16 protein-coding genes and 1 pseudogene are annotated in these 19,993 nt (G+C 68.5%); 9 read left to right on the plus strand and 8 right to left on the minus strand.

Annotation, left to right across the window (positions count from 1 at the left end):
• Positions 1-63: 63 nt before the first annotated feature.
• Both ACQP1K_RS18650 and ACQP1K_RS18655 read right to left on the minus strand, forming a co-directional pair.
• Positions 64-534 carry an IclR family transcriptional regulator domain-containing protein gene (locus tag ACQP1K_RS18650; RefSeq protein WP_433496988.1) on the minus strand — a complete coding sequence of 157 codons (471 nt, stop codon included), beginning with the start codon at positions 532-534 and terminating at the stop codon, positions 64-66.
• Positions 535-681: 147 nt separating this feature from the next.
• Positions 682-924: a hypothetical protein gene (locus tag ACQP1K_RS18655; protein WP_433496989.1), complete on the minus strand. Its 243-nt coding sequence runs from the start codon at positions 922-924 to the stop codon at positions 682-684.
• Here ACQP1K_RS18655 and ACQP1K_RS18660 point away from each other — a divergent pair.
• Together ACQP1K_RS18660 and ACQP1K_RS18665 are read left to right on the plus strand one after the other, a co-directional pair.
• Positions 923-1,909 (plus strand): MBL fold metallo-hydrolase, encoded by a 987-nt coding sequence (locus ACQP1K_RS18660; protein ID WP_433496990.1) that lies wholly within the window; start codon positions 923-925, stop codon positions 1,907-1,909. The two genes, ACQP1K_RS18655 and ACQP1K_RS18660, sit on opposite strands and share 2 nt — an antisense overlap.
• Positions 1,906-2,394, plus strand: coding sequence for a nuclear transport factor 2 family protein (locus ACQP1K_RS18665; RefSeq protein ID WP_433496991.1), 489 nt, complete (start codon positions 1,906-1,908; stop codon positions 2,392-2,394). The genes ACQP1K_RS18660 and ACQP1K_RS18665 overlap by 4 nt, the downstream gene beginning before the upstream one ends.
• A 763-nt stretch (positions 2,395-3,157) precedes the next feature.
• Here ACQP1K_RS18665 and ACQP1K_RS18670 read toward each other — a convergent pair.
• From ACQP1K_RS18670 to ACQP1K_RS18680, 3 genes and pseudogenes are all read right to left on the minus strand, one after another.
• A complete protein-coding gene (locus ACQP1K_RS18670; RefSeq protein WP_433496992.1) occupies positions 3,158-5,269 on the minus strand; it encodes a heavy metal translocating P-type ATPase in 2,112 nt (703 codons plus the stop codon).
• A gap of 411 nt (positions 5,270-5,680) precedes the next feature.
• Positions 5,681-6,008, minus strand: a pseudogene (locus ACQP1K_RS18675) (metal-sensitive transcriptional regulator).
• A gap of 497 nt (positions 6,009-6,505) precedes the next feature.
• Positions 6,506-6,808, minus strand: a complete 303-nt coding sequence (locus ACQP1K_RS18680; protein ID WP_433496993.1) for a DUF1905 domain-containing protein — start codon at positions 6,806-6,808, stop codon at positions 6,506-6,508.
• Between the two features lie 153 nt (positions 6,809-6,961).
• Between ACQP1K_RS18680 and ACQP1K_RS18685 the strand changes: the two genes are divergently transcribed.
• Together ACQP1K_RS18685 and ACQP1K_RS18690 are read left to right on the plus strand one after the other, a co-directional pair.
• Positions 6,962-7,330, plus strand: coding sequence for a DUF427 domain-containing protein (locus ACQP1K_RS18685; protein ID WP_433496994.1), 369 nt, complete (start codon positions 6,962-6,964; stop codon positions 7,328-7,330).
• 584 nt (positions 7,331-7,914) lie between these two features.
• Positions 7,915-8,994 (plus strand): hypothetical protein, encoded by a 1,080-nt coding sequence (locus ACQP1K_RS18690; RefSeq protein WP_433496995.1) that lies wholly within the window; start codon positions 7,915-7,917, stop codon positions 8,992-8,994.
• Positions 8,995-9,381: 387 nt separating this feature from the next.
• Here the strand turns inward: ACQP1K_RS18690 and ACQP1K_RS18695 are convergent, their stop codons facing one another.
• On the minus strand, positions 9,382-10,260 hold the full coding sequence (locus tag ACQP1K_RS18695) for a hypothetical protein (RefSeq protein WP_433496996.1): 879 nt from the start codon (positions 10,258-10,260) through the stop codon (positions 9,382-9,384).
• Positions 10,261-10,676: 416 nt separating this feature from the next.
• Between ACQP1K_RS18695 and ACQP1K_RS18700 the strand changes: the two genes are divergently transcribed.
• Positions 10,677-11,750 carry a TerC/Alx family metal homeostasis membrane protein gene (locus tag ACQP1K_RS18700; RefSeq protein ID WP_433496997.1) on the plus strand — a complete coding sequence of 358 codons (1,074 nt, stop codon included), beginning with the start codon at positions 10,677-10,679 and terminating at the stop codon, positions 11,748-11,750.
• A 165-nt stretch (positions 11,751-11,915) separates the two neighbouring features.
• Here ACQP1K_RS18700 and ACQP1K_RS18705 read toward each other — a convergent pair whose 3' ends face one another.
• The gene (locus tag ACQP1K_RS18705) at positions 11,916-12,254 is read right to left on the minus strand and encodes a DUF190 domain-containing protein (protein WP_433496998.1); all 339 of its coding nucleotides are present in this window, start codon (positions 12,252-12,254) and stop codon (positions 11,916-11,918) included.
• A 443-nt stretch (positions 12,255-12,697) separates the two neighbouring features.
• Between ACQP1K_RS18705 and crcB the strand changes: the two genes are divergently transcribed.
• The 4 genes from crcB to ileS all read left to right on the plus strand — a co-directional run bounded on the left by crcB (position 12,698) and on the right by ileS (position 18,486).
• On the plus strand, positions 12,698-13,069 hold the full coding sequence (crcB, locus tag ACQP1K_RS18710; RefSeq protein WP_433496999.1) for a fluoride efflux transporter CrcB: 372 nt from the start codon (positions 12,698-12,700) through the stop codon (positions 13,067-13,069).
• A 126-nt stretch (positions 13,070-13,195) separates the two neighbouring features.
• Complete coding sequence (locus ACQP1K_RS18715) at positions 13,196-14,023, plus strand: SAM-dependent methyltransferase (protein ID WP_433497000.1); 828 nt, start codon at positions 13,196-13,198, stop codon at positions 14,021-14,023.
• Between the two features lie 53 nt (positions 14,024-14,076).
• The gene (locus tag ACQP1K_RS18720) at positions 14,077-14,946 is read left to right on the plus strand and encodes a DUF4429 domain-containing protein (protein ID WP_433497001.1); all 870 of its coding nucleotides are present in this window, start codon (positions 14,077-14,079) and stop codon (positions 14,944-14,946) included.
• Positions 14,947-15,324: 378 nt separating this feature from the next.
• Positions 15,325-18,486: an isoleucine--tRNA ligase gene (gene ileS / locus ACQP1K_RS18725; protein WP_433497002.1), complete on the plus strand. Its 3,162-nt coding sequence runs from the start codon at positions 15,325-15,327 to the stop codon at positions 18,484-18,486.
• Here ileS and ACQP1K_RS18730 read toward each other — a convergent pair.
• On the minus strand, positions 18,473-19,966 hold the full coding sequence (locus tag ACQP1K_RS18730) for a hypothetical protein (RefSeq protein ID WP_433497003.1): 1,494 nt from the start codon (positions 19,964-19,966) through the stop codon (positions 18,473-18,475). The genes ileS and ACQP1K_RS18730 overlap by 14 nt on opposite strands.
• Between the last annotated feature and the right edge of the window lie 27 nt (positions 19,967-19,993).

Raw genomic sequence — 19,993 nt, forward strand, 5'->3', positions numbered from 1 at the left:
TTATCGGCGTCGTAGAAGCGCCGGATGCTCGCCAAAGGGGCGAAGTCAGTCACTTTCTCACCATTATCTCATCGGTTGACGATCCCGAGCCGAGGTCGACTCGGGCGGTAGCACCAGCCGCCGACCCAGCTCGGTGCTCGCCAATCGCAGCACCGAGGCGTACCATGCCAGACGCGCCTCGTCATACCGGGCGCTGGGAAAGGACACCGAGATGTCCGCGAAGAGGTCGCTTCCCTCCCACGTCACCGACACGCCGACGGCGACGAGCCCCTGCTCCGACCGGTGGCGGTTGAGCGCGAACCCCGTTCGCCGCACGTGTCCAAGGTCCTGGAGCAGGTTGCGTCGTCGTGCGCCACCGCCCTCCGGGTCGCGATCGAGACAGTGCCGCAGCTCCGGGTCGGGCAGGGATGCCAGGAACAGCATGCCCGTCGTCGTGCGATGGAGGGGGAAGATCATCCCTCCCTGGAGGTCACCCGCACTGGCTGTCGACTTTCGACGCTGGCGATGAATCGCGTTGGTCTCCTTCGCGAGCATGGCGGGGATCGCGGGCTTCGGCCTGGTCGAACAGAGCGGCAATCACCTCATCTGAGTCGTTGATCACCGAGCCGCACAGCCATTTCCCGCTCGCATGCGGCCCTGGCCGTGGCCTGCGTTCGCTGGTGCGTCCGCCGGGCAGGGCGATCACATCGTGCGGACGACGCGGCTCGGGCGGACGCGCAGGGCGAGCTTGCCGTCCTCGTCGATGACGTCGTGCAGTACGCGGTAGTGGGTGTCGCCGGTCCCGTCGGCGCCGTTGCCGGCTTTGTTTAACGCAATCGATAAAAGATAGACGATTGAGTCAAATTCGGGTAATGTGGCGGTCACCGCTCGATGCAGGCTCGGCGGTGCCGCACCGAACTCAACGGCGAACGAGAGGCGCAGCATGGGTACTTGGAACGTAGGTTTATTCAAGGTGACCGAGATCGAGGAGTTCGTGATCCAGCTCGGCCTGCTGAACGGCCTCATTCCGCAGGCCACACCGGAGGTCATCCGTGAGCTCGGGTGGCTGCAGCCGCAGTACGTGAACGACGCCGGCGAGATCCGCGCCAATGTGCACTCGATCGTGGTCGACACGGGTGATACGAAGATCCTGGTGGATGCCGGTTGCGGCAACGGCAAGAGCTACCCGATGCAGCCCAGTTGGGGTGGTCTTGACACTCCCTTCCTCGAGAGGCTCGAAAAGGCCGGCTACGGCCGCGAGGACATCGACATCATCTTGCTGACGCACCTGCATCTGGACCACGTCGGATGGTGCTCGATGCAGGACGAGAGCGGGAAGTGGGTGCCGACCTTCCCGAACGCCCGCTTGATCCTGGTGCGCGACGAGTACGAGCGTCATCTGAGCCAGATCATCTCCTCGGACGCTCTTGACTCGTCGGCGACCGCGGCGGCCCAGGGCGAGGACGAGAGCGAGGAGGACAGGATCGCCCGGGCGTTCCTGCCCGATGCCGAGGCGCTGTCGAACCAGACCCGGCTCATCCAGGAAGAGACGTTCCAGCCGGTGATCGACGCCGGCCACCTGGAACTCGTTCCCCCAGGCACGGAGATCGTGCCCGGCGTGCGGTACGTGTCGACGCCGGGGCACACCTCGGCGCACCACAGCGTCCGCCTCGAATCCGATGGGCAGGCGGCGTTCATCACCGGTGACTTCTTCCACCACCCGTTACAGATCGCGCGACCCGAGTGGAGCTCGGCCGGCGACTGGGACGCCGAGGTGCTGACGAAGAACCGGCGTGCCTTCCTCGAGTCGGCCGCCGGCACGGATCTGCTGGTCTTCGGTACGCACTTCGTGGAGCCCAGCGTCGGATACATCGTCAAGGACGGCGAGGGCTATCGCCTCACCCCGACCACGCCGGCTACGCAGCGATGAGTGCGGACGAGGGCAACTGCGACGGATCGTGCCACCAGCAGCTCCAGGCGCTGCACGACCGGGCCGCGATCATCGAGGTCGTAAGCAAGTTCGCGTTCTGCATCGACCGCCGGCTCTGGGCCGACTTTGAGACATGCTTTGCCGACGAGATCGAGGTCAACACCATCCGGACCGGTAGGTGGGTGCGGTTCGAGCGCCAGCCCCTGATCGAGATTCTCCGGCGGGCCTTCGAGTCCTACACAGCCACGCAGCACATCAGCGCCAACCACCAGGTGAGCGTGGAGGGCGATGCCGCCACCGTCTGGTCGACCCTGAACGCGACCCACTACCGCCAGGGAGCGCCCGGGGGCGAGTTCCAGCAACAGGTGGGCTACTACGAGTACGGCTTGGTGCGTCAGGACGGCTGGAAGATCAGCTCAGTCCAGCAGTATCCGCACTGGCAAGCCGGAAACCAGCGCATCTTCGACAGTACGATCGAAGCCTGAGCACCACGCGCCAGAATGCTGTCGGGCAAGACCCAGAGGCAGCCCTCGGGCGAGCTCAAGGCGCTCACCTTGGACGCACTTACGCCTTCCGCCAGGGCCTTGACGAACACCGGATCGCTTGAGGATCGTCCTCTGATCCGGAACCTCGCGACTGACTATGTCCGCGCCACCCCGCACTTCCCGGTCGGGGCGTGTGACTGCGGCACCGACTTGGCCGGGGCGACTACCTCCCCACACCAGCCGCGCGGCGCTTCACCAGCGCCACGCGAGATCACCGACGCCGATAGGGAATGGGTCTGTACGCACCATAGCGGCCGGGCTCTCCTCCACCACGTGAAGTCATACCGGGGACTCGCCGACGAAGACTTCGCCGCCCTCGATCGATGGCTTCGAGCCCTATGAGTTACCCACGATCCGCAGAATTCGACAATTGCTCTCGCGATGTCCGTCAGGAGCCGTACGGTCATGTGTTCCAGTCAGAGGTTGTCGTCGCGGTGGTCCTGTCCGTTGCCGACACCGTGCTCAGCGAACTTGGGGCCGATGCGCCTTCGCGCCCATCGTTTCGGCCCAGCAGCGCCTGGCCATCCGGGCCTTGATCGAGGAGCAGACCGGGTTGAACCCAGCCCGCCTTATGTGCATGGCGTACATCACTCGCCTCGCTACCCTCCAAGGACCGGATGAACGCCTCCGGGCGAACGGCCCAAACCGCAGGTGACGATCGTCGCGACTTCAGGGCTCTCGCACCGCCTCCACCGGGCGTGGGTCACCCGGCGGGGACGGCCTGTGGTTGCAGATCTATTCGACGGAGAAACTGGGCGTTGATCGCCACAATGATGGTGGACAGGCTCATCAGGACCGCGCCCACCGCCATCGGGAGCACGAAGCCCACCGATGCGAACACTCCTGCGGCCAGCGGGATCGCCAGGATGTTGTAGCCCGCGGCCCACCACAGGTTTTGCAGCATCTTGCGATAGCTGGCCTGGGAGAGCCGTCGTACAGCCACGACGGCGCGGGGGTCGTCGGAGGCCAGCACGATCCCGGCGGACTCAATCGCGACGTCGGTGCCGGCGCCGATCGCGATCCCGACGTCGGCACGAGCCAGCGCCGGCGCGTCGTTGACGCCGTCGCCGACCATCGCCACCGTGTAGCCGCGCTGCTGTAGGTCGGTGACGGCGGCGTCCTTGTCCTCGGGCAGGACCTCGGCGAACACCTCGTCGATTCCCAGGTCGGCAGCGACCGCGTCGGCCACCTGCCGGGCATCGCCGGTGATCATTGCGACGCGTACGCCCAGCCGATGCAGTTCCTGGATCGCCGCCCGTGATTCGTCGCGGATCTGGTCTTCCACGGTGAGGGCCGCACTGACCTTTCCCTCAGCCACCACGTAGAGGACGGACGCGCCGCGCGACCGCCACTCCGCGATCCGGTCACGCATGGCCTCGGGGATCTTCAACTCTTGTTCGCGCAGCAGTGCCGGCCCGCCGACGGCCACGCCGGCTCCGCCGACTCGAGCCCTGACCCCCCGGCCGGCCATGGACTGGAAGCCGGAGGCGTCCGGCACCTCTACGCCGGTTTCCCGGGCCGCGGCAACGACCGCGCGGGCCAGCGGGTGTTCACTGTCGGCCTCGACCGCGGCCGCGAGTGCCAGCCAGTGGTCGTCGTCTCCGTCGACACTGACCATGCCGGTCAGGGCGTGCTCCCCCTTGGTCAGCGTGCCCGTCTTGTCAAAGAGGACCGCATTGACGCTGCGCATCCGTTCGAGAGCCAGCCGGTCCTTGACCAGAACCCCGTTGCGCGCCGACTTGGCCGTCGCGATCGAGGTGACCAGCGGGATCGCCAACCCCAGCGCGTGCGGGCAGGCGATGATCAGCACGGTGACCGACCGGGTGAGCGCGGCGTCGGGCTGACCAAGCAGCGCCCACGTCGCAACGGTGATCACGCCGGCGATCACCGCGAGGTAGAACAGCAGTGCCGCCGCGCGGTCCGCAAGCACCTGCGTGTGCGACCGGGACTCCTGCGCCTGGGCCACCAGGCGTTGGATACCCGCCAAGGTGGTGTCTTCGCCGAGAGCGTCCACCCGGACGCGCAGGGAGCCGCCGACGACCACGCTCGCGGCGACCACGCGACCGCCCGCTTCTCGTGGTACGGGCTTGGACTCACCGGTGATCATCGACTCGTCCACTTCGCCTGCCCCCTGGACGATGACGCCGTCCGCGGGGACTCGGCCGCCTGGGCGCACAAGGACCACGTCACCGACGGCGAGGTCCCCGATGCAGACCCGCTCGACCTCGCCGTCGCCGGTCACGCGCTCCGCCTCATCCGGCAGCAGTTCGGCGAGGGCCGCCAGTGCCCCCTGGGCCTGGCCAACCGCGCGCATCTCCATCCAGTGGCCGAGCAGCATGATGGTGATCAGCAAGCACAGCTCCCACCACACCTCCACATCGAACCAGCCGAGACTGGCGGTGAGGCTGGCGCCGAACGCCACCGCGATCGCCATGCCGATCAGCAACATCATCCCCGGGCGGCGCTCCCGCGCTTCCTCCATGGCGCCGGTCAGGAACGGCCAGCCCCCATAGAAGAAGACCACCGTGCCGAGGACGGGTGCCACCAGAGATGATCCGGGGAACGCAGGTGCACTGTAGCCGAGCCAATCCTGGAGATGGTGGCTATAGAAGACGACCGGGACGGTCAGGAGCAGGGACAGCCGGAAGCGGTCCCGGAACACAGCCGCGTGGCCTTCATGCCCACCACCATGGTGTCCCTCGTGGTGACCGCTGTGCTCGTGCTCGGCCGTGTCGTGCTCGCGGTGTCGCACCCCATGCGTCTGAGGAGCCTCATCGGGGTGTGAGGAGTGGCGGTCGTGTTGGTGGTCGCTCATGATTTCGCCTTCCTGGCTTGGCCGAGTCGAGTGAGAAGCGTCGTGGTGAGTCGTCGGAGCCTGACTTGGCCGACTCGGACGTCGCAGCCCAGCAGACACGGCGTCACAGCGTAGGGGCTGTGCCGGTGGAGGTGCCGTCGGTGACCAGATCGACGTTCACGACGGTGGCACCCTCACGGCCTTGAGCTCCGTGGCGACGGCGTGCTCGCAGTGCCACAGATCATGCCGGTCACGGTACGTCTGGGCGGTCATGTCGGGTTCCCTTGTGTTAGTGGATTCGTCGGCCGCGGCCGAAGCCGCCGTGGCCGTACCGGTGCCGCTTACGGCGGGGCGCAGCAGCTACAGCCACCGGCACCGTGGTCCAGCAGCGGCAGCAATCGGGTTTTCCATGAGAGCGATCCTTCAGGGGTGTCACGACCGGACAAGCCGGGCGATGGCCGCGGCGGTCTCGGTCCGCTTTTCGTCGGCTTCCTCGCCGCCGACCCGGGCGGCATCGGTGACGCGATGCCGCAGGTGCTCATCGAGCAGAGAGAGCGCGACGGTCTGCAGGGCCTTCGTTGCGGCACTGACCTGGGTGAGAATGCCGATGCAGCAGGTCTCCTCATCAGGCCATGCGCTGCAGTCCACGAACCTGCCCCTCGATCCGCTTGAGGCGGTTCGGCAGAGCCTGCTTCTCGGCGATGTGACCGGGGGATGTCGTCTCGCCACTCTCACCTTCCTTATTACCCCCTAGGGGTATATCGACCAGTAGCTAAGATACCAGGCTGGGAGAAGAAGCCAAGAGCCTGTCGCCGTGCTGGTCACGACGGCCGGCAGCCGTCCGCGGCGAGAATGTCGTCCTGTACTTCTCGCGTCGGATGCCGATCCCGCCGGTGGTCGGCCAGCCGATGCCGCTGTCGGCGGTATCGGTCAGACCGGAGTCGGGGGCTCGCCGGGCCTCGCTCGACAACTCGGGGCGGAAGTGAGCATCTACCGGGGCACCGCGACCTCTGCACGGCCGTCGGCCGCACCCTTGGCACACGGCAATGCGAAGTGGACAACCTGCGGGAGATCGTCGCCCCGGCCGCCGAAGTCGACCTGGACACCGCCCTGGCCGCGCTGCGACAGATCCCGCGAGCGGGTGAACGCCGCCCGGGTCATCTTGCGCTACAACGCCTCGATCGCTGAACTTGTGGGACGTCGAATGCCGCTACTGCCCGCTGATCGTCTGCTGATGCTGGTTTGTCGCCGTTGTGGTCAAAAGTCGATGAGTTCGACGGTTACGGTCGTGATATCACCTGCGTCGAGGGCTTCGGCTGTGCGGACAGCACGTTTGATGGGCAGCGCGTAGCTGCCACGGGCGCTGTCCGGGAAGATCGAGGTCTTCCATGTGCTCCCGCCGACCGTGACCCGCACCCGCAGCGAACCGAAGCCTCGACGCAGTCCGCCCGCCAGGTCACGGATCTCCTCGGACGCCTCGGTAGGCAGGCTCACGAAGGTCCACGTGTCGGCGCGCCGGGCCTCCCATATCCACAGCTCGGCGTCAAAAGCGATCACCACGAATACATCATGACACCGGGGTCCGACAGTCCTGGGTTTCCGTGGTACGCACACCGGGCACTCCCCGTCGACGTGAAGAGCACCCGTCGAACACGCCGACCTGCCGCTGACATCGCGCTGGCGGCCGGAGAGGACGTCTGATGGGATCGGTCTATGAACACACGAGGACATGAAATCGAGGTCACCCCTGGATCGGACCGGGTCGTGGTGCGGGTCGAGGACGTGGTCGTCGCGACCTCCTCCCGGCCGATCGTGCTCACCGAGACGGGCTGTCCACCGCGCTACTACCTGCCGCCGGCGGACGTGAAGATGGACATGCTCAGATCGTCGACGACGACGTCGCACTGCCCGTTCAAGGGCGACGCCACCTACTGGTCGGTCCAGATCGGTGACGATGTGGCCGAGGATGTGGTCTGGTCCTACACGAAGCCGTTCCCGAGGGTGGAGAAGATCGCCGGATTGCTCGCCTTCTGGGCCGAGAAGCCAGGCGTCACACTCGAGGTGAACGGACAGACCGTGTGAGCGTCGCGGGTGGTGATCGCCGCCACGCACAACAGGGTGTCCGCCTGACGGCGCTGAACGTCCGTTTCCGCCGCTGACCGGTCGCGTCGCCGTTCATGCCCGGCGTTGTCCCTTGATCCTCGTCTTCCAGATCGTCGCTGACGAGGGTGCAGAAGCGTCCGGCCGACCTGCGGCAGATGGGGCCGAAACGGTCGACGTGGTGATGCGCTCACCCGGTGATCGCGAGCAGAGCGTCTGTCGAGCGGGCCGGCGCGCTCGGGCACCAGGTGACCACGTTCAACCGCGGCCGGACGGTTGACGGGGGGTTCCGGCGGCCCTGGTCGCGTAGCGTGGCGCTGCACCGGCGCTCCAGCGGGGACGGGTAGCGATCCGATCGTGCCGACGACTGCCAGGCGTGCCGGTGATGAACCTCCGTTCTCCGCCCGCCATCGATATCCGGTCTTGCGGCCGATACCGACCTGTCCGCACGCCTCCGCCGTGTCCATCCCGGAAAGGATCAACCGCCGGTACTCCGGCCAGGCCGTCAGCCATGCTCACGCCCGCGTTCGCGCCTTCCGGGAGTGCGCCATCGCGGCCCTCGAGGCATGGAAATCTCTGTGAATACAACTGACCGCTTTTCCGGAATCCCGCGGTTGAAACGGTGCATATCGCGCATTACCGGCTTATCCGTCATTACTCATGTCTCGGAATCGGAAATCCGTCTGTTCCGCCGGCACCTCCCCGGTTATGATGAGGGCGCTCGCGGCCGCGTCGAACTCGAACCCCGAGGAGAAGACCGCCACGACCAGAAAGCGGCCGAGCGGAAAGGTTCGCAGGAAACCATGTGCATGAATCAGGACAAGATTCAGGGCAGGATGATATACACCTGCCGGCTCCTGGAGGCGCAGCAGGGGAAGGTCGAAGAGAAGGACGCCTCCGCCCTGGACAAGTGGTACTGTAACGTCGCCTTGAACGGGTTATGCGGTGGCTGGGTGGAGATTTTCAAAAGAGATCCCCTATGGATCGAAGCGATCTGGAAGAGTCTCGCGCAGTGGAGGCCGAAAGGATCATGCAAAGATCAGGGAGACCGTGACGACGTCCACGGCGAGGATCTCGAAAGCCTGCGAAATCTGCTACGCGCCGAGGGACTCGGGGATGCCGGGAGCGAGGCACGCCAGGTGGTCCGCGCACTGATCTCCGCGTGGAAGATCATGGGCAAGCTGGAGCCCACCGCTGAGTACGGGCAGGCTCCGGAACGGCTCGAGCGTGCGGCGGGAAGTTCGGAATCCCCTGTCTCGGTGACACTCACGGAGATCTACGCCGATGAGCCAAATTTTCTTCCAGAAGAATCGGCGACCTCTTTCACCGACATCCTGGTCGAAAAGACAGGAATCCTGGACGAGGGCCCGGATGTGCACTACATCGCACATCTCGAAACGAAGTCCCATCACATGGCCGTGGACCTGCGAAGGCAGGGTGACAAACGGACGCTCACGGTCTGTGAGACAGAAGAAGCGGGCATCGTGAAGTGCGCGACGAAGAAGGATGTGCTGGCCGTCCTTGAAAAGGGGTGCGCCGTGGTTTACGACGAGCCCGACGACGACGTTCACACCTTGGATGAGGGCACCGCATCGGATCCCGATTTCTCCATCAAAATCTTCTCAGCAAAAGCCCTGGTTCTGTAAGGCCGGCAGACGGCGGGTCGCCGGCTTTCGGCGCCTTCTCGCAGCGGGCGGCCTGTGTTCCTCGTTTTCCAATCGCTCGCATGGTCCACAGCCGCCCTCCGTCGCCTGTTTCAGCCACCACGGGAAGAGTTCGATCCGTCGCCGGGGTAGGCCTGCGCGACGGCCGGCCACGCCACCACGGCCCGAACGATGATGGGTGGTTGGTGACGTCGGCACCGGCACCGGCTGCCGATCATAAGAAGCCGCCGGGGCAGGACTTCGCCGCGTCTCCCGCGCCGGCCTCGGAGTTTTCGCGGGGGTTGAGCAGGTGCCGTCTGGGCCGCCGCAGCAGGGCATTTTTGTCAGGCACTCCCCAGCGGTCACGCTCTCGGATCCGCCGAGAGCGCGTCACCAGGCCTGGACCCAGGGTTCCTGGTTGCCGGGGACAACCCGGGCGTCACCCGATTCGAGGTCGAGGCGCAGCATCTGGGAGGCGGCGCCGCCACACGGCGGCAGACCCGCCAGCGGGGTCCTGTCCATTTCGTCGGCCTCCCGGTCGACACCGACCAGTAGGTGGCTGCCGGTCGGGGCGAGCGCCAGTGACTCGATGTGGCCGCAGTCGAGCTCAAGGATCTTCCTGATCAGTCGCGTCCCCTCATGCAGGACGAGTGTGCGGGCGGGCCAGCCCAGCACACGCAGCTGTCGCCCACCGGGGAGGGTCAGGAGCGGGCGGGTGAACTCGTGTTCTGCCGGGGCGGCGATCTGTCCGATGGCGCCGGTGCCGACGTCGAGAGTGGCCAGGGTGTTCACCGGGACGCTGTGCGCGGGGAGCGCGAGGGTCCGGTCGTCCAGCCATTGCAGGCGGTAGCCGCCGGCAGTCCATTCGCGTTCCAGAGTGCCCACGAAATCAGCCTCGTCTGTCATTCGCCCGTAGGCGATGCGGCCCTCGCCTGAGACGGCCAGGCCGTTGACCGTCCCCTTGAGCGTGGGAGTGAGCCGCTCACCGACCGTGACCCGGCCGTCGGGCTGCATGGCCAGCCGGTACAGGCGGAAGGAACGACCCGACGGGCTGCTGACCGCCGCCACATAACGGCCGGGCTCGGTGTCCCGGACGACGAGATCGTAGCGGGCGTAGTCGCGTGTCGCCCGGGGCAGCCGGCTCACCGGCTCGCCGGACTCCAGGTCGAGCACGTATGGCCGGCCCACCCCGGCCACCGCATAACGCGGGGTGCCGTCGGCGTTGCTGGGCAGGGGCATCAGCACGCCGGGCAGAACCACGGCGAGCACGACGGCCGCCGCTGCGATTCCGGCGTCGCGGAGGTCGGCCAGGCGTGGCCGGATGCCCGCGCCCGCGATCCCTGCCAGCAGGACAGCGGCTATGCGGCTCGTCCGCCCGGCCTCTCATCAGAAAGCCGTTCTTCCGTGAGCATCGGCACATCGTCGGCATCGACGTCCTCATGCGGGACCTGTGAGATGGGTTTCCCCGCGGCCTGGCGGCGATCTCATCGCGAGAAAGCCCGGGACGAGACCGTACGAGCAGTGGATCGATATGGGGGAAGTGCCCTAGTCTGGACCGCACGAGGGGAGTACTTCCCAAGAGCCGATCTCGGTCAGTACGGACGTCTCACGATGTCCCCGGACGGCCGCCCGAGTCATCCGGGTGAAGGAGACCTCGAACGATCGAACGCGTTCGAGGAGAGCTCATGCCCGGTGCGAAGCCGCTCGCAGCCGAGATCGAATCGGTTGCTTCACTGAATCTGTGGACGATCACCGTCGCCGCGGTGCTGCTCCTGCTGGCGGCGGACCTCCTGCTGTCCCGCGGTTCCCACGAGGTGCGGATGCGCGAGGCGGTGGGCTGGTCGGTCTTCTATCTCCTGCTGCCTGTGGGGTTCGGCGCCTACCTGTGGGGCGCCTTCGGGTCCACCACCGCGCTCGAGTTCTTCACCGGGTACGCGGTGGAGAAGTCGCTGTCGGTGGACAACCTGTTCGTGTTCATGCTGCTGCTGTCGGCTTTCGCGGTCCCCGCCGCGCTGGCCCGGCAGGTCCTGCTGTACGGAATCATCGGGGCACTCGTGCTGCGCGCGGCCTTCATCGCGCTCGGGGCCGCCGCGCTGCGGAGCGGCACGTGGGCGTTCCTGCTGTTCGGCGTGATACTGCTGATCACCGCCGGCAAGATCCTGAAAGACGCACTGGGCGGGCACAGCCAGGAGGTCGATGTCTCCGGCATGCGCAGCGTCCGACTGCTACGGCGCTTCGTAGCGGTCACCGGCGACTATCGGGGCTCCCGGTTGATCGTCCGGGAGAAGGGCCGGCTCGCGCTCACCCCGCTGGCGCTGGCCGCCGCCGCCGTCTTCACCACCGACATCGTCTTCGCCGTCGACTCGGTGCCCGCGGTGTACGGCGTGACCGACGACCCGTTCCTCGTCTTCGCCACCAACGCCTTCGCCCTGCTGGGCCTGCGGGCGCTCTACTTCGTGCTGCAGAGCGCCCTGACGAAGTTGCGGCATCTCAACCACGGGCTGAGCATCATCCTGGCCTTCATCGGGCTCAAGCTGATCCTGCACTGGGCGCACGGCATCTGGGCCTGGGTCCCGCAGATTCCCACGCTCGCCTCGCTGGGGGTCATCGTCGCGGTCCTGACCACCGTGACGATCACGAGCCTGCGCGCCGGTCGCCGTACCGCGCGGCGGGCTCCCGTGCGGGCGGACGCGCCTGCCGAACCGCGCCTTCCGGACGGGCCCGCCGGCCGGACTTCGGGCGACGCCGCAGGGAGGTGAGCGCGGTCGTGCCCGCCCTCCGCTCACATGCCGGCGGACGGCCTGCCCAGGGGAGGGCTCGAACACGCTGTCGATTTCCGGGTCGTACAGAAAGCACCGGCTCGCGCGAGCGCGGGCCTTTCCTGCCACGGCCGTCCGTTCGCCGGTCGCAGAAGAAAATCGGAGTCACCGTGGAGGGGTCCGGCAGCGGTGCACCTCGACCTCGTCCACGAGGACCAGGCCGTCGGTGACCACCTCGTCGAGTTCTGCGAGGAATGCGGTGATCTTCTCCCGGGTGTCGACGATGACGACGGCGACGGGCAGGTCTTCGCCGAGTGACAGCAGACGGCTCGTGTGGATGAGAGAGGAGGCGCCGTAGCCTTCCATGCCACGAAAGACGCTCGCCCCGGCCAGGCCCGTGTGGCGGGCCCGATGCACGATCTCTGCGTACAGCGGCCGGTGCCGGTACTGGTCGTTCTCCCCCACCAGAATCGTCAGCCTGGCCGCGGTCTCGTGCGATTTCACCTGCGGCTCCCCTCCCCGGATCCCCCGGGAACGCCGGCGGAACGCTCCGCGATCGAGGGGGCACACCGCGGCCTGCCCCGCTGCTCGGGAGACGCACGGGACAAAGGCGCGTTTCCCCCTCGACCAGGCATCGTGCCCGCGCGCGGATTGACGATTCGCGCATTCGCACACGTAAACTGATCGGCACGGCGATGGATCCCGCCCGGACGGCGTTTCCCGGCGGTGTCTCGTCCCGCCACCCGAACCGCCACCGCCGCCCGAAGCGCCACCGGCGGCCGGCGGCTCCTGACGCCGGCTCAGCGGCTTTCGTCGTCCCGGAGGAGGGCGGACATGGGAGCATTCCCGCGGACAGATCTTCCCGGCGGGCCCGATCGACCGGCGCGGCAGACCCTCCCGCCGTCGGCGTACTCACGTACCTGTCTCAGGATCGGCTTCCCCGCCTCATGACCGTCCTGCTCGTCTTCCTCGGCGGAGCCGTCGGCGCGCCCGCGCGCTACCTCATCGACCGGTTCGTGCAGCGGCACCACGACAGCGTGTTCCCCTGGGGCACCCTGACGGTCAACCTCGTCGGGTCGCTCATCCTCGGCTTCCTGCTCGGCGCCCGATCCACGCTGGGTGTGCCGCACGACGTGACCGTGCTCGCCGGGACCGGCTTCTGCGGCGCGCTCACCACCTTCAGCACCTTCGGCTTCGAGACGGTCCGCCTGCTCGAGGAGGGATCGGCGGGAAAGGCCACGGCCAATGCCGTCGGCAGCCTGCTGCTCGGCCTCGTGGCGGCGGCGGCGGGCCTCGCCGTCGCCCGCCTCTTCACCTGATCCCGAACGGCGAGGAGGGCCGACGCGAGGTGTGTTCGATCACGCCTCCCGGCCGAGCTCGTCATTCCAGGTTCGTGATCTTTCACCTAGAATCCGCCCAGACGGTTCTCGAGAGGTGGGCGGCAGATGGACGATCCCGAACGCGTGCCGACGGGCATCGACCCGGCCATCCCCAGCGTCGCCCGGATGTACGACTACTACCTGGGCGGCAAGGACAACTTCGCGGCCGACCGCGAGGCCGCCGAGAAGATCATCGCCATCGGCCGGCGGATGGGCAACGACGCACGCGAGGTCGCCAGGGAGAACCGCGCCTTTCTCGGCCGTGCCGTACGGCATCTGGCCCGCTCCGGAGTCACGCAGTTCATCGACATCGGCGCCGGGCTGCCGACTCAGGAGAACGTCCACCAGGTGGCGCAGCGGCACGCCCCCGGGTCCCGCGTGATGTACGTCGACAACGATCCCGTCGTCCTCATCCATGCCCAGGCGCTGCTGGCGAACGACCGGGACACGGCGGTGATGCGCGGCGACCTGCGGAATCCGGACGCGATCTTCGACGACCCGGCGGTCCACGCGCACTTCGACCTGACCCGGCCGTTCGCGGTGCTGCTGGTCGCCGTGCTCCACTTCGTGCCGGAGGACGAGACCGCGGCCGCCGTCGCCGCCTCGATCAGGGAGCGGCTGGTCCCGGGCGGCCACCTGGTGCTCTCCCACATCTACCAGGGCGAGACCGAGATCGGAGACACGGTCGCCGAGGGCAAGAAGGTGTACTCGGCGACCTCCTCCGGCGGCATCACGGGCCGGACGCTGCCACAGATCACGTCGTTCTTCGACGGCCTGGAGATCCTCGATCCCGGCGTCGTCCCGGTGCAGGCCTGGCGTCCCGACGCGCCCTGGGACACGGAGGTCGACCTGAGCAGGCCCGGAATCCTCGGGGCCGTCGCCCGTAAAACCTGACGTGCCCCCCGATATCGGGATATGAGGCGGTCGCCGTGTTCTAGGCTGGCGGCATGGCGGAGATCGTCGTCTCGGACGGATCATGGACGTTCGACGGTGAACGGCTGCGGATCGTGCCGGGCAGCGGGAAGGACGTCCATGAGCTGCGTAAGGTGCTCGGAGAGCTGGTGATACCGCTCCAGGCGATCGCCGGCGCGGCGTTCGAGCCCGCACGCAAGGGGGGCCACCTGCGGCTTCGCCTCAGGAAAGGGGCCGACCCGCTGACGGAGGCCGTCGCCGGCGGGCTCGGCGCCCCCGCCGACCCCTACCGCCTGGCCGTCCCCAAGGATCGTACGGGCGCCGCGGAATATCTGGCCGACGAGATCCGTGACTCACTTCAGATCTGGCAGACGCCGAGCGGCCCCTGCGACGACTTCCTCCTGCCCGGCCCGGCCGTACCCGTGTCGGCCTCCGCCGGAGACGGCGTCGTGAGCTTCGACGGCGAGCGCGTGCGCATCGAGTGGACCCTGTTCGCGAAGTCGGTCAAGGGGTCCGCCGGGCCGCAGGAGTTCCCGCTGGCCGACCTGGCCGGCGTGGAGTGGAAGCCCCAGTCGGGTCTGGGCTACGGCAGCCTCCGCTTCCGGCTGAAGGGCGCCGGACCGGGCGGGCCGCCGGAGAACGACCCGCGCTGCCTGTCCTGGGGCGTGCAGCGCTTCGGCGGCACGACGGCACTCGTCGCCGCCGCCGTGCTCGCCCGCCTGCCGCGTGAGACGAAGGAGCCCCTCCCGCTCCCCTCGCCCGCCGCCGCCCGTCACGGAACGCCCGACGATCACGACGTTCTCATCCGCAGGCTGACCGAGCTCGGCGAGTTGCACCGATCCGGTGTGCTCACCGACGAGGAGTTCCGTACGGCCAAGCGGGCCGTGCTCCGCCGCCTCTCCTGAATCGCCCACCCGATATCAGGAAGCCCTCGCGGCCGGTCTGCGTTATCGTCATAGTCTGCAAGGTGTCGATGGGGACAGTACCTCCGCATCCACTCGCGCGAGCGACCCGGGGACGGTGTGAGCCCGGGGCGGGTCGCGGCGGGAAGATCACCCCGGAGCCGCCGGAAGAAAGGCCGTGCACGGCTACGGGCCGGCCGAGTAGAACCGGCAGCAGGACGAAACGAGAGGGCGCCCGGCCCCGAGTTCCCGGCGAGAGCACCGCGCTCGCGACGAGAGATCGGAAGTGCCCGGACGTCAAGAAGGGTGGTACCGCGGAGCCGCGGATGGCTTCGTCCCTTCGCGTCATGTCATGACCACGCGTGGAGGGTCCGCCCGACGATGTCTTCCGAGTCTTCCCCCTGTTTCCGCTCGCTGCCCGCGCAGGTCGACCTGCCGGCGCTGGAGCGTGAGGTGCTCGACCGCTGGCGGGACGGGAAGGTGTTCGAGCGCTCGCTGGAGCAGAACGCCACCGGCCCGTCCTGGGTCTTCTACGAGGGCCCGCCCACGGCGAACGGCATGCCGGGCGTCCACCACATCGAGGCCCGCGTCTTCAAGGACGTCTTCCCCCGCTACAAGTCGATGCGCGGCTACCACGTCCCCCGCAAGGCGGGCTGGGACTGCCACGGCCTGCCGGTCGAGGTCGCGGTCGAGAAGGAGCTCGGCCTTTCCGGCAAGCCCGAGATCGAGGCGTACGGCATCGCCGAGTTCAACACCAGGTGCCGCGAGTCGGTGCTGCGGCACGTCGACGCGTTCGAGGAGATGACCGAGCGGATGGGCTACTGGGTCGACATGTCCCAGGCCTACCGCACGATGGACCCCCGGTACGTCGAGGCCGTCTGGTGGTCGCTCAAGGTCATCTGGGACAGGGGCCTGCTGTTCCGCGATCACCGGATCACGCCCTACTGCCCCCGCTGCGGCACCGGCCTGTCCGACCACGAGCTGGGCCAGCCGGGCGGGTACGAGACCGTGTCCAGCCCGTCGGTGTTCGTACGCATGCCCGCGACCTCCGGCCCGCTGGCCGAGCTGGGCGCCTCGCTGCTGATCTGGACCACCACCCCGTGGACCCTCGTGTCCAACACGGCGGTCGCCGTACACCCGGACGTCACCTATGTGGCCGCCAGGCGCGGCGACGAGGTGCTGGTGGTGGCCGAGCCGCTGCTGAGGCGGGTCCTCGGCGAGGACGCCGAGGTGCTGGCCGCCTACTCCGGCGCCGACCTGGAGCACACGACCTACACCCGGCCGTTCGACCTGGTCGACATCGAGGACGCGCACTACGTCGTGCTCGGCACGTACGTCACGGTGGAGGACGGCACCGGCCTGGTCCACCAGGCGCCCGCTTTCGGCGCCGACGACATGGCCGTCTGCAAGCGGTACGGCATGCCGGTGGTCAACCCGGTCGGGCCGGACGGCCGTTTCCTGCCGGACGTGCCGCTGGTCGGCGGGACGTTCTTCAAGGACGCCGACGAGGCGCTCACGGCGGACCTGCGCGAGCGCGGCCTGCTCTTCAGCGGCGGCCACTTCGAGCACAGCTACCCGCACTGCTGGCGCTGCCACACGCCGCTGCTCTACTACGCGCTCCCCTCCTGGTACATCAGGACGACCGCGATCAAGGAGAAGCTGCTCGCCGAGAACGAGCGAACGAACTGGTTCCCGGAAACGATCAAGCACGGCCGGTACGGCGAATGGCTGCGTGGCAACGTCGACTGGGCGCTGTCGCGGTCCCGCTACTGGGGGACCCCGCTGCCGCTGTGGACCTGCCAGGAAGACCACGTCACCTGCGTGGGCTCCCTCAAGGAGCTGGGTGAGCTCGCCGGACGCGACCTGACCGCGCTCGACCCGCACCGGCCGTACGTCGACGACGTGACGTTCCCGTGTCCCACCTGCCAGGCGCAGGCCCGGCGGGTGCCCGACGTCATCGACGTGTGGTACGACTCGGGCGCGATGCCGTTCGCCCAGTGGGGCGCGCCCCATGTCAACGCCGACGTGTTCGAGAAGTCGTATCCGGGCCAGTTCATCTGCGAGGCCATCGACCAGACCCGTGGCTGGTTCTACTCGATGATGGCGGTCGGCACACTGGTCTTCGACCGGTCGTCGTACGAGAACGTGCTGTGCCTCGGCCTGATCCTCGCCGAGGACGGCCGCAAGATGAGCAAGCACCTCGGCAACGTGCTCCAGCCCATGCCGCTCATGGACCAGCACGGCGCGGACTCCCTCCGCTGGTACATGGCGACCTCGGGCTCCCCCTGGGCGCCCCGCAGAATCGGTCACACCGCGCTCGAGGAGATCGTCAGGAAGGTCCTGCTCACCTACTGGAACACGACCTCGTTCTTCACCCTGTACGCCAACGCCGAGTCGTGGTCGCCGAAGCGGCTCGCCGAGGCACCGGCGTACGGCGGCCGCCCGCTGATAGACCGATGGGCGCTGGCCGAGCTGCACCGGACGGTGGCCGAGGTCACCGAGTCGATGGACGAGTTCGCCACCGCGCGGGCCGGACGCCGGCTGACCGAGTTCCTGGACGACCTGTCCAACTGGTACGTCCGGCGGTCCCGGCGCAGGTTCTGGTCCGGGGAGGCCTCGGCGTTCGCCACGCTGTACGAATGCCTGGAGACCGTCACCCGGCTGATGGCGCCGCTGGTGCCGTTCATCACCGACTACGTGTGGGACGTGCTGCGCGACGGCGAGGCCGCGCCGTCGGTCCATCTGGCGACCTGGCCGGAGGTGAACACCGCCCTGCTCGACCCCGAGCTGTCCGAGCGGATGACTCTCGTGCGCAGGCTCGTCGAACTGGGCCGGTCGGCCCGTGCCTCGTCGTCGGTGAAGACACGGCAGCCGCTCGGCCGGGCGCTGATCGGCGCGCACGGCTGGTCCGCGCTCCCCGACGACCTCCGTCGGCTGATCGCGGAGGAACTGAACGTCCAGCGACTGGAGGATCTGTCCACGTTCTCGGCCGACCTGGTGACCTTCACCGTGAAGCCGAACTTCCGTACCCTCGGCAGACGGTTCGGCTCGCAGACCAAGCAGGTGGCCGCCGCTGTGACCGCCGCCGACCCCACGGACCTGGCCAAGACCATCCGGTCCGGCGCCGCCGTGCAGGTGGAGATCGCGGATCTCGGCGCGGTCGAGCTCGGCCCGGACGATGTGATCATCACTGAGCAGCCCAGGACGGGCTGGGCCGTGGAGACCGGAGCGGTCGACACGGGCACGGGCGAGACGGTGGCGCTGGACCTGACGATCACCGACGAGCTCCGCAGGGCCGGTGTGGTCCGCGAGGTGATCCGGCTGGTCCAGGAGGCGCGCAAGTCGACGGGCCTGTCGATCACGGACCGGATCGAGCTGTGGTGGTCGGCCGGCGGCGAGGTGGCTCGGGCGCTGCGCGACGGCGGACAGGCCGTCGCCGACGAAGTGCTCGCGGTGAGCTTCACCGAGGGTGCGCCCGACGAGACGCTGCCCCCGCACGAGGAGCCCGACCTCGGCCTCGTCTTCCGGCTCAGGAAGGCTTAGCGGCGCAGACCGAGCAGGGGGTCAGTCCGGCCGACTCGGCCTCCTGCCCCGGCATCGTCTCGATGTCGGCCTTGTCGGCGGCACGCAGCAGTGGGCACCCGGCGCGGTGGTAGCGCCGAGTGCCTGCCATCACCCGGACCGTGACGCCGGGGGCGAGGGCCGAAGCGGTGGAGGCTGAAGGTGAAGTAGAGGTGGAGCCTGCCGGGGCCGGGAGGCCGGCGCGCCCGGCTTCCGCGGTCTCGGCCGGCTCCACCGGCTCTGGGGCGGCGGCCCCCGCCGAGGCGGGCCCGGGCCGCTTGAACCAGTCGATCGGTCCGGTCGCGGCGGAGGGCTTCGGCGCGGAGGCGGCCGGGGTCTTCGCGGAGGTCTTCGCCGGGGTGGTCTCGGACGCCGCTGACGACCGGCCGACCGAGCCGGCCGGCTTGGTCACCACCGCCGGGAACTCGGCGGTGTCCGCGGGATCCGCCTCATCGGGATCCGAACCGGCGGTGCTCTCGGCGCCCGCGGCGGCGGCTCCGCCGCCGGCTCTGCCGGGCTTGGCCGCATCACCGGACTTGGCCGCGCCACCGGGCCTGTTCGCGCCGCCGGACTTGGCCGCATCACCGGACTTGGCCGCGCCACCGGGCCTGGCCGCGTCGCCGGGCCTGCCGTAACCGCCGGGCCGCTGGGAGCCGCCGGGGCGGGGACCGTCCTTACTACCAGGGTCTGCCGTAAGCGCGGCGCTCTCCGGGGTCTCGGCCGCCGGGGCGGTCTCGGCGGTCTCGTCCGCCGAGCTTTCAACGCGCTGTGAAGTCTTGTGGTCGTCCCGAGCGTCTCGGCCGTCCGGGGTCTTTGCCCGCTCCGGATGTTCGGCGGTCTCGGGGATCGGCCCGGCCATCGGGCTCTCGGCGGTCTCAGCCGCCTCGGAACCCCACCGGCCTTCGGGCCGGCATGTGGTGCATGGGGTGAAGCCCTCCTCACGGGCTTCCTCGACGGTGAGCTCCTCGACCTCGCGCCCCACGAGCTGGCGGCAGTCCGGCAGATGGAACCGCCTGCGGCCGGGGATCACCAGCACGATCATGTCGGACCCCAGCCCGCGCACCGCCGGAACCGGCGGGCGGGTGACCGATGCCGCCACCGGCATGGTGGCCGTGGCGGGAACCGGCGCCGAGGGTGGAATGGCGACCGCCCCGTGATGAGGGAGCTGCCCAGGCGTCCCACCGAGCATCGCACCGACCGGCATGGCGCCGGTGTGCGCGACGGTGTTCGTGAACTGAGGGGGAACGGAGGGACCCTGGGGGGTGTTGACAGGCCCGACGGCGGCACGCCCGCCTGCGGGGAACAGCTCGTGGCGCCTCAGCAGGGCCCCGATCAACAGGCAGACCGCGGACAGCACGCTGATCACGATTGACCACATCACGAGGAACGGTTTCGCCAGCACCACGCCCGCGATGAGCAGAACGATGGCGGCGAGAACCAGAGCGGCACTGATGAGGATCACGGGGGGACTCCGAGTTACCGGGTTCGC

Source organism: Sphaerimonospora sp. CA-214678 (assembly GCF_050942215.1).
GTDB lineage: Bacteria > Actinomycetota > Actinomycetes > Streptosporangiales > Streptosporangiaceae > Sphaerimonospora.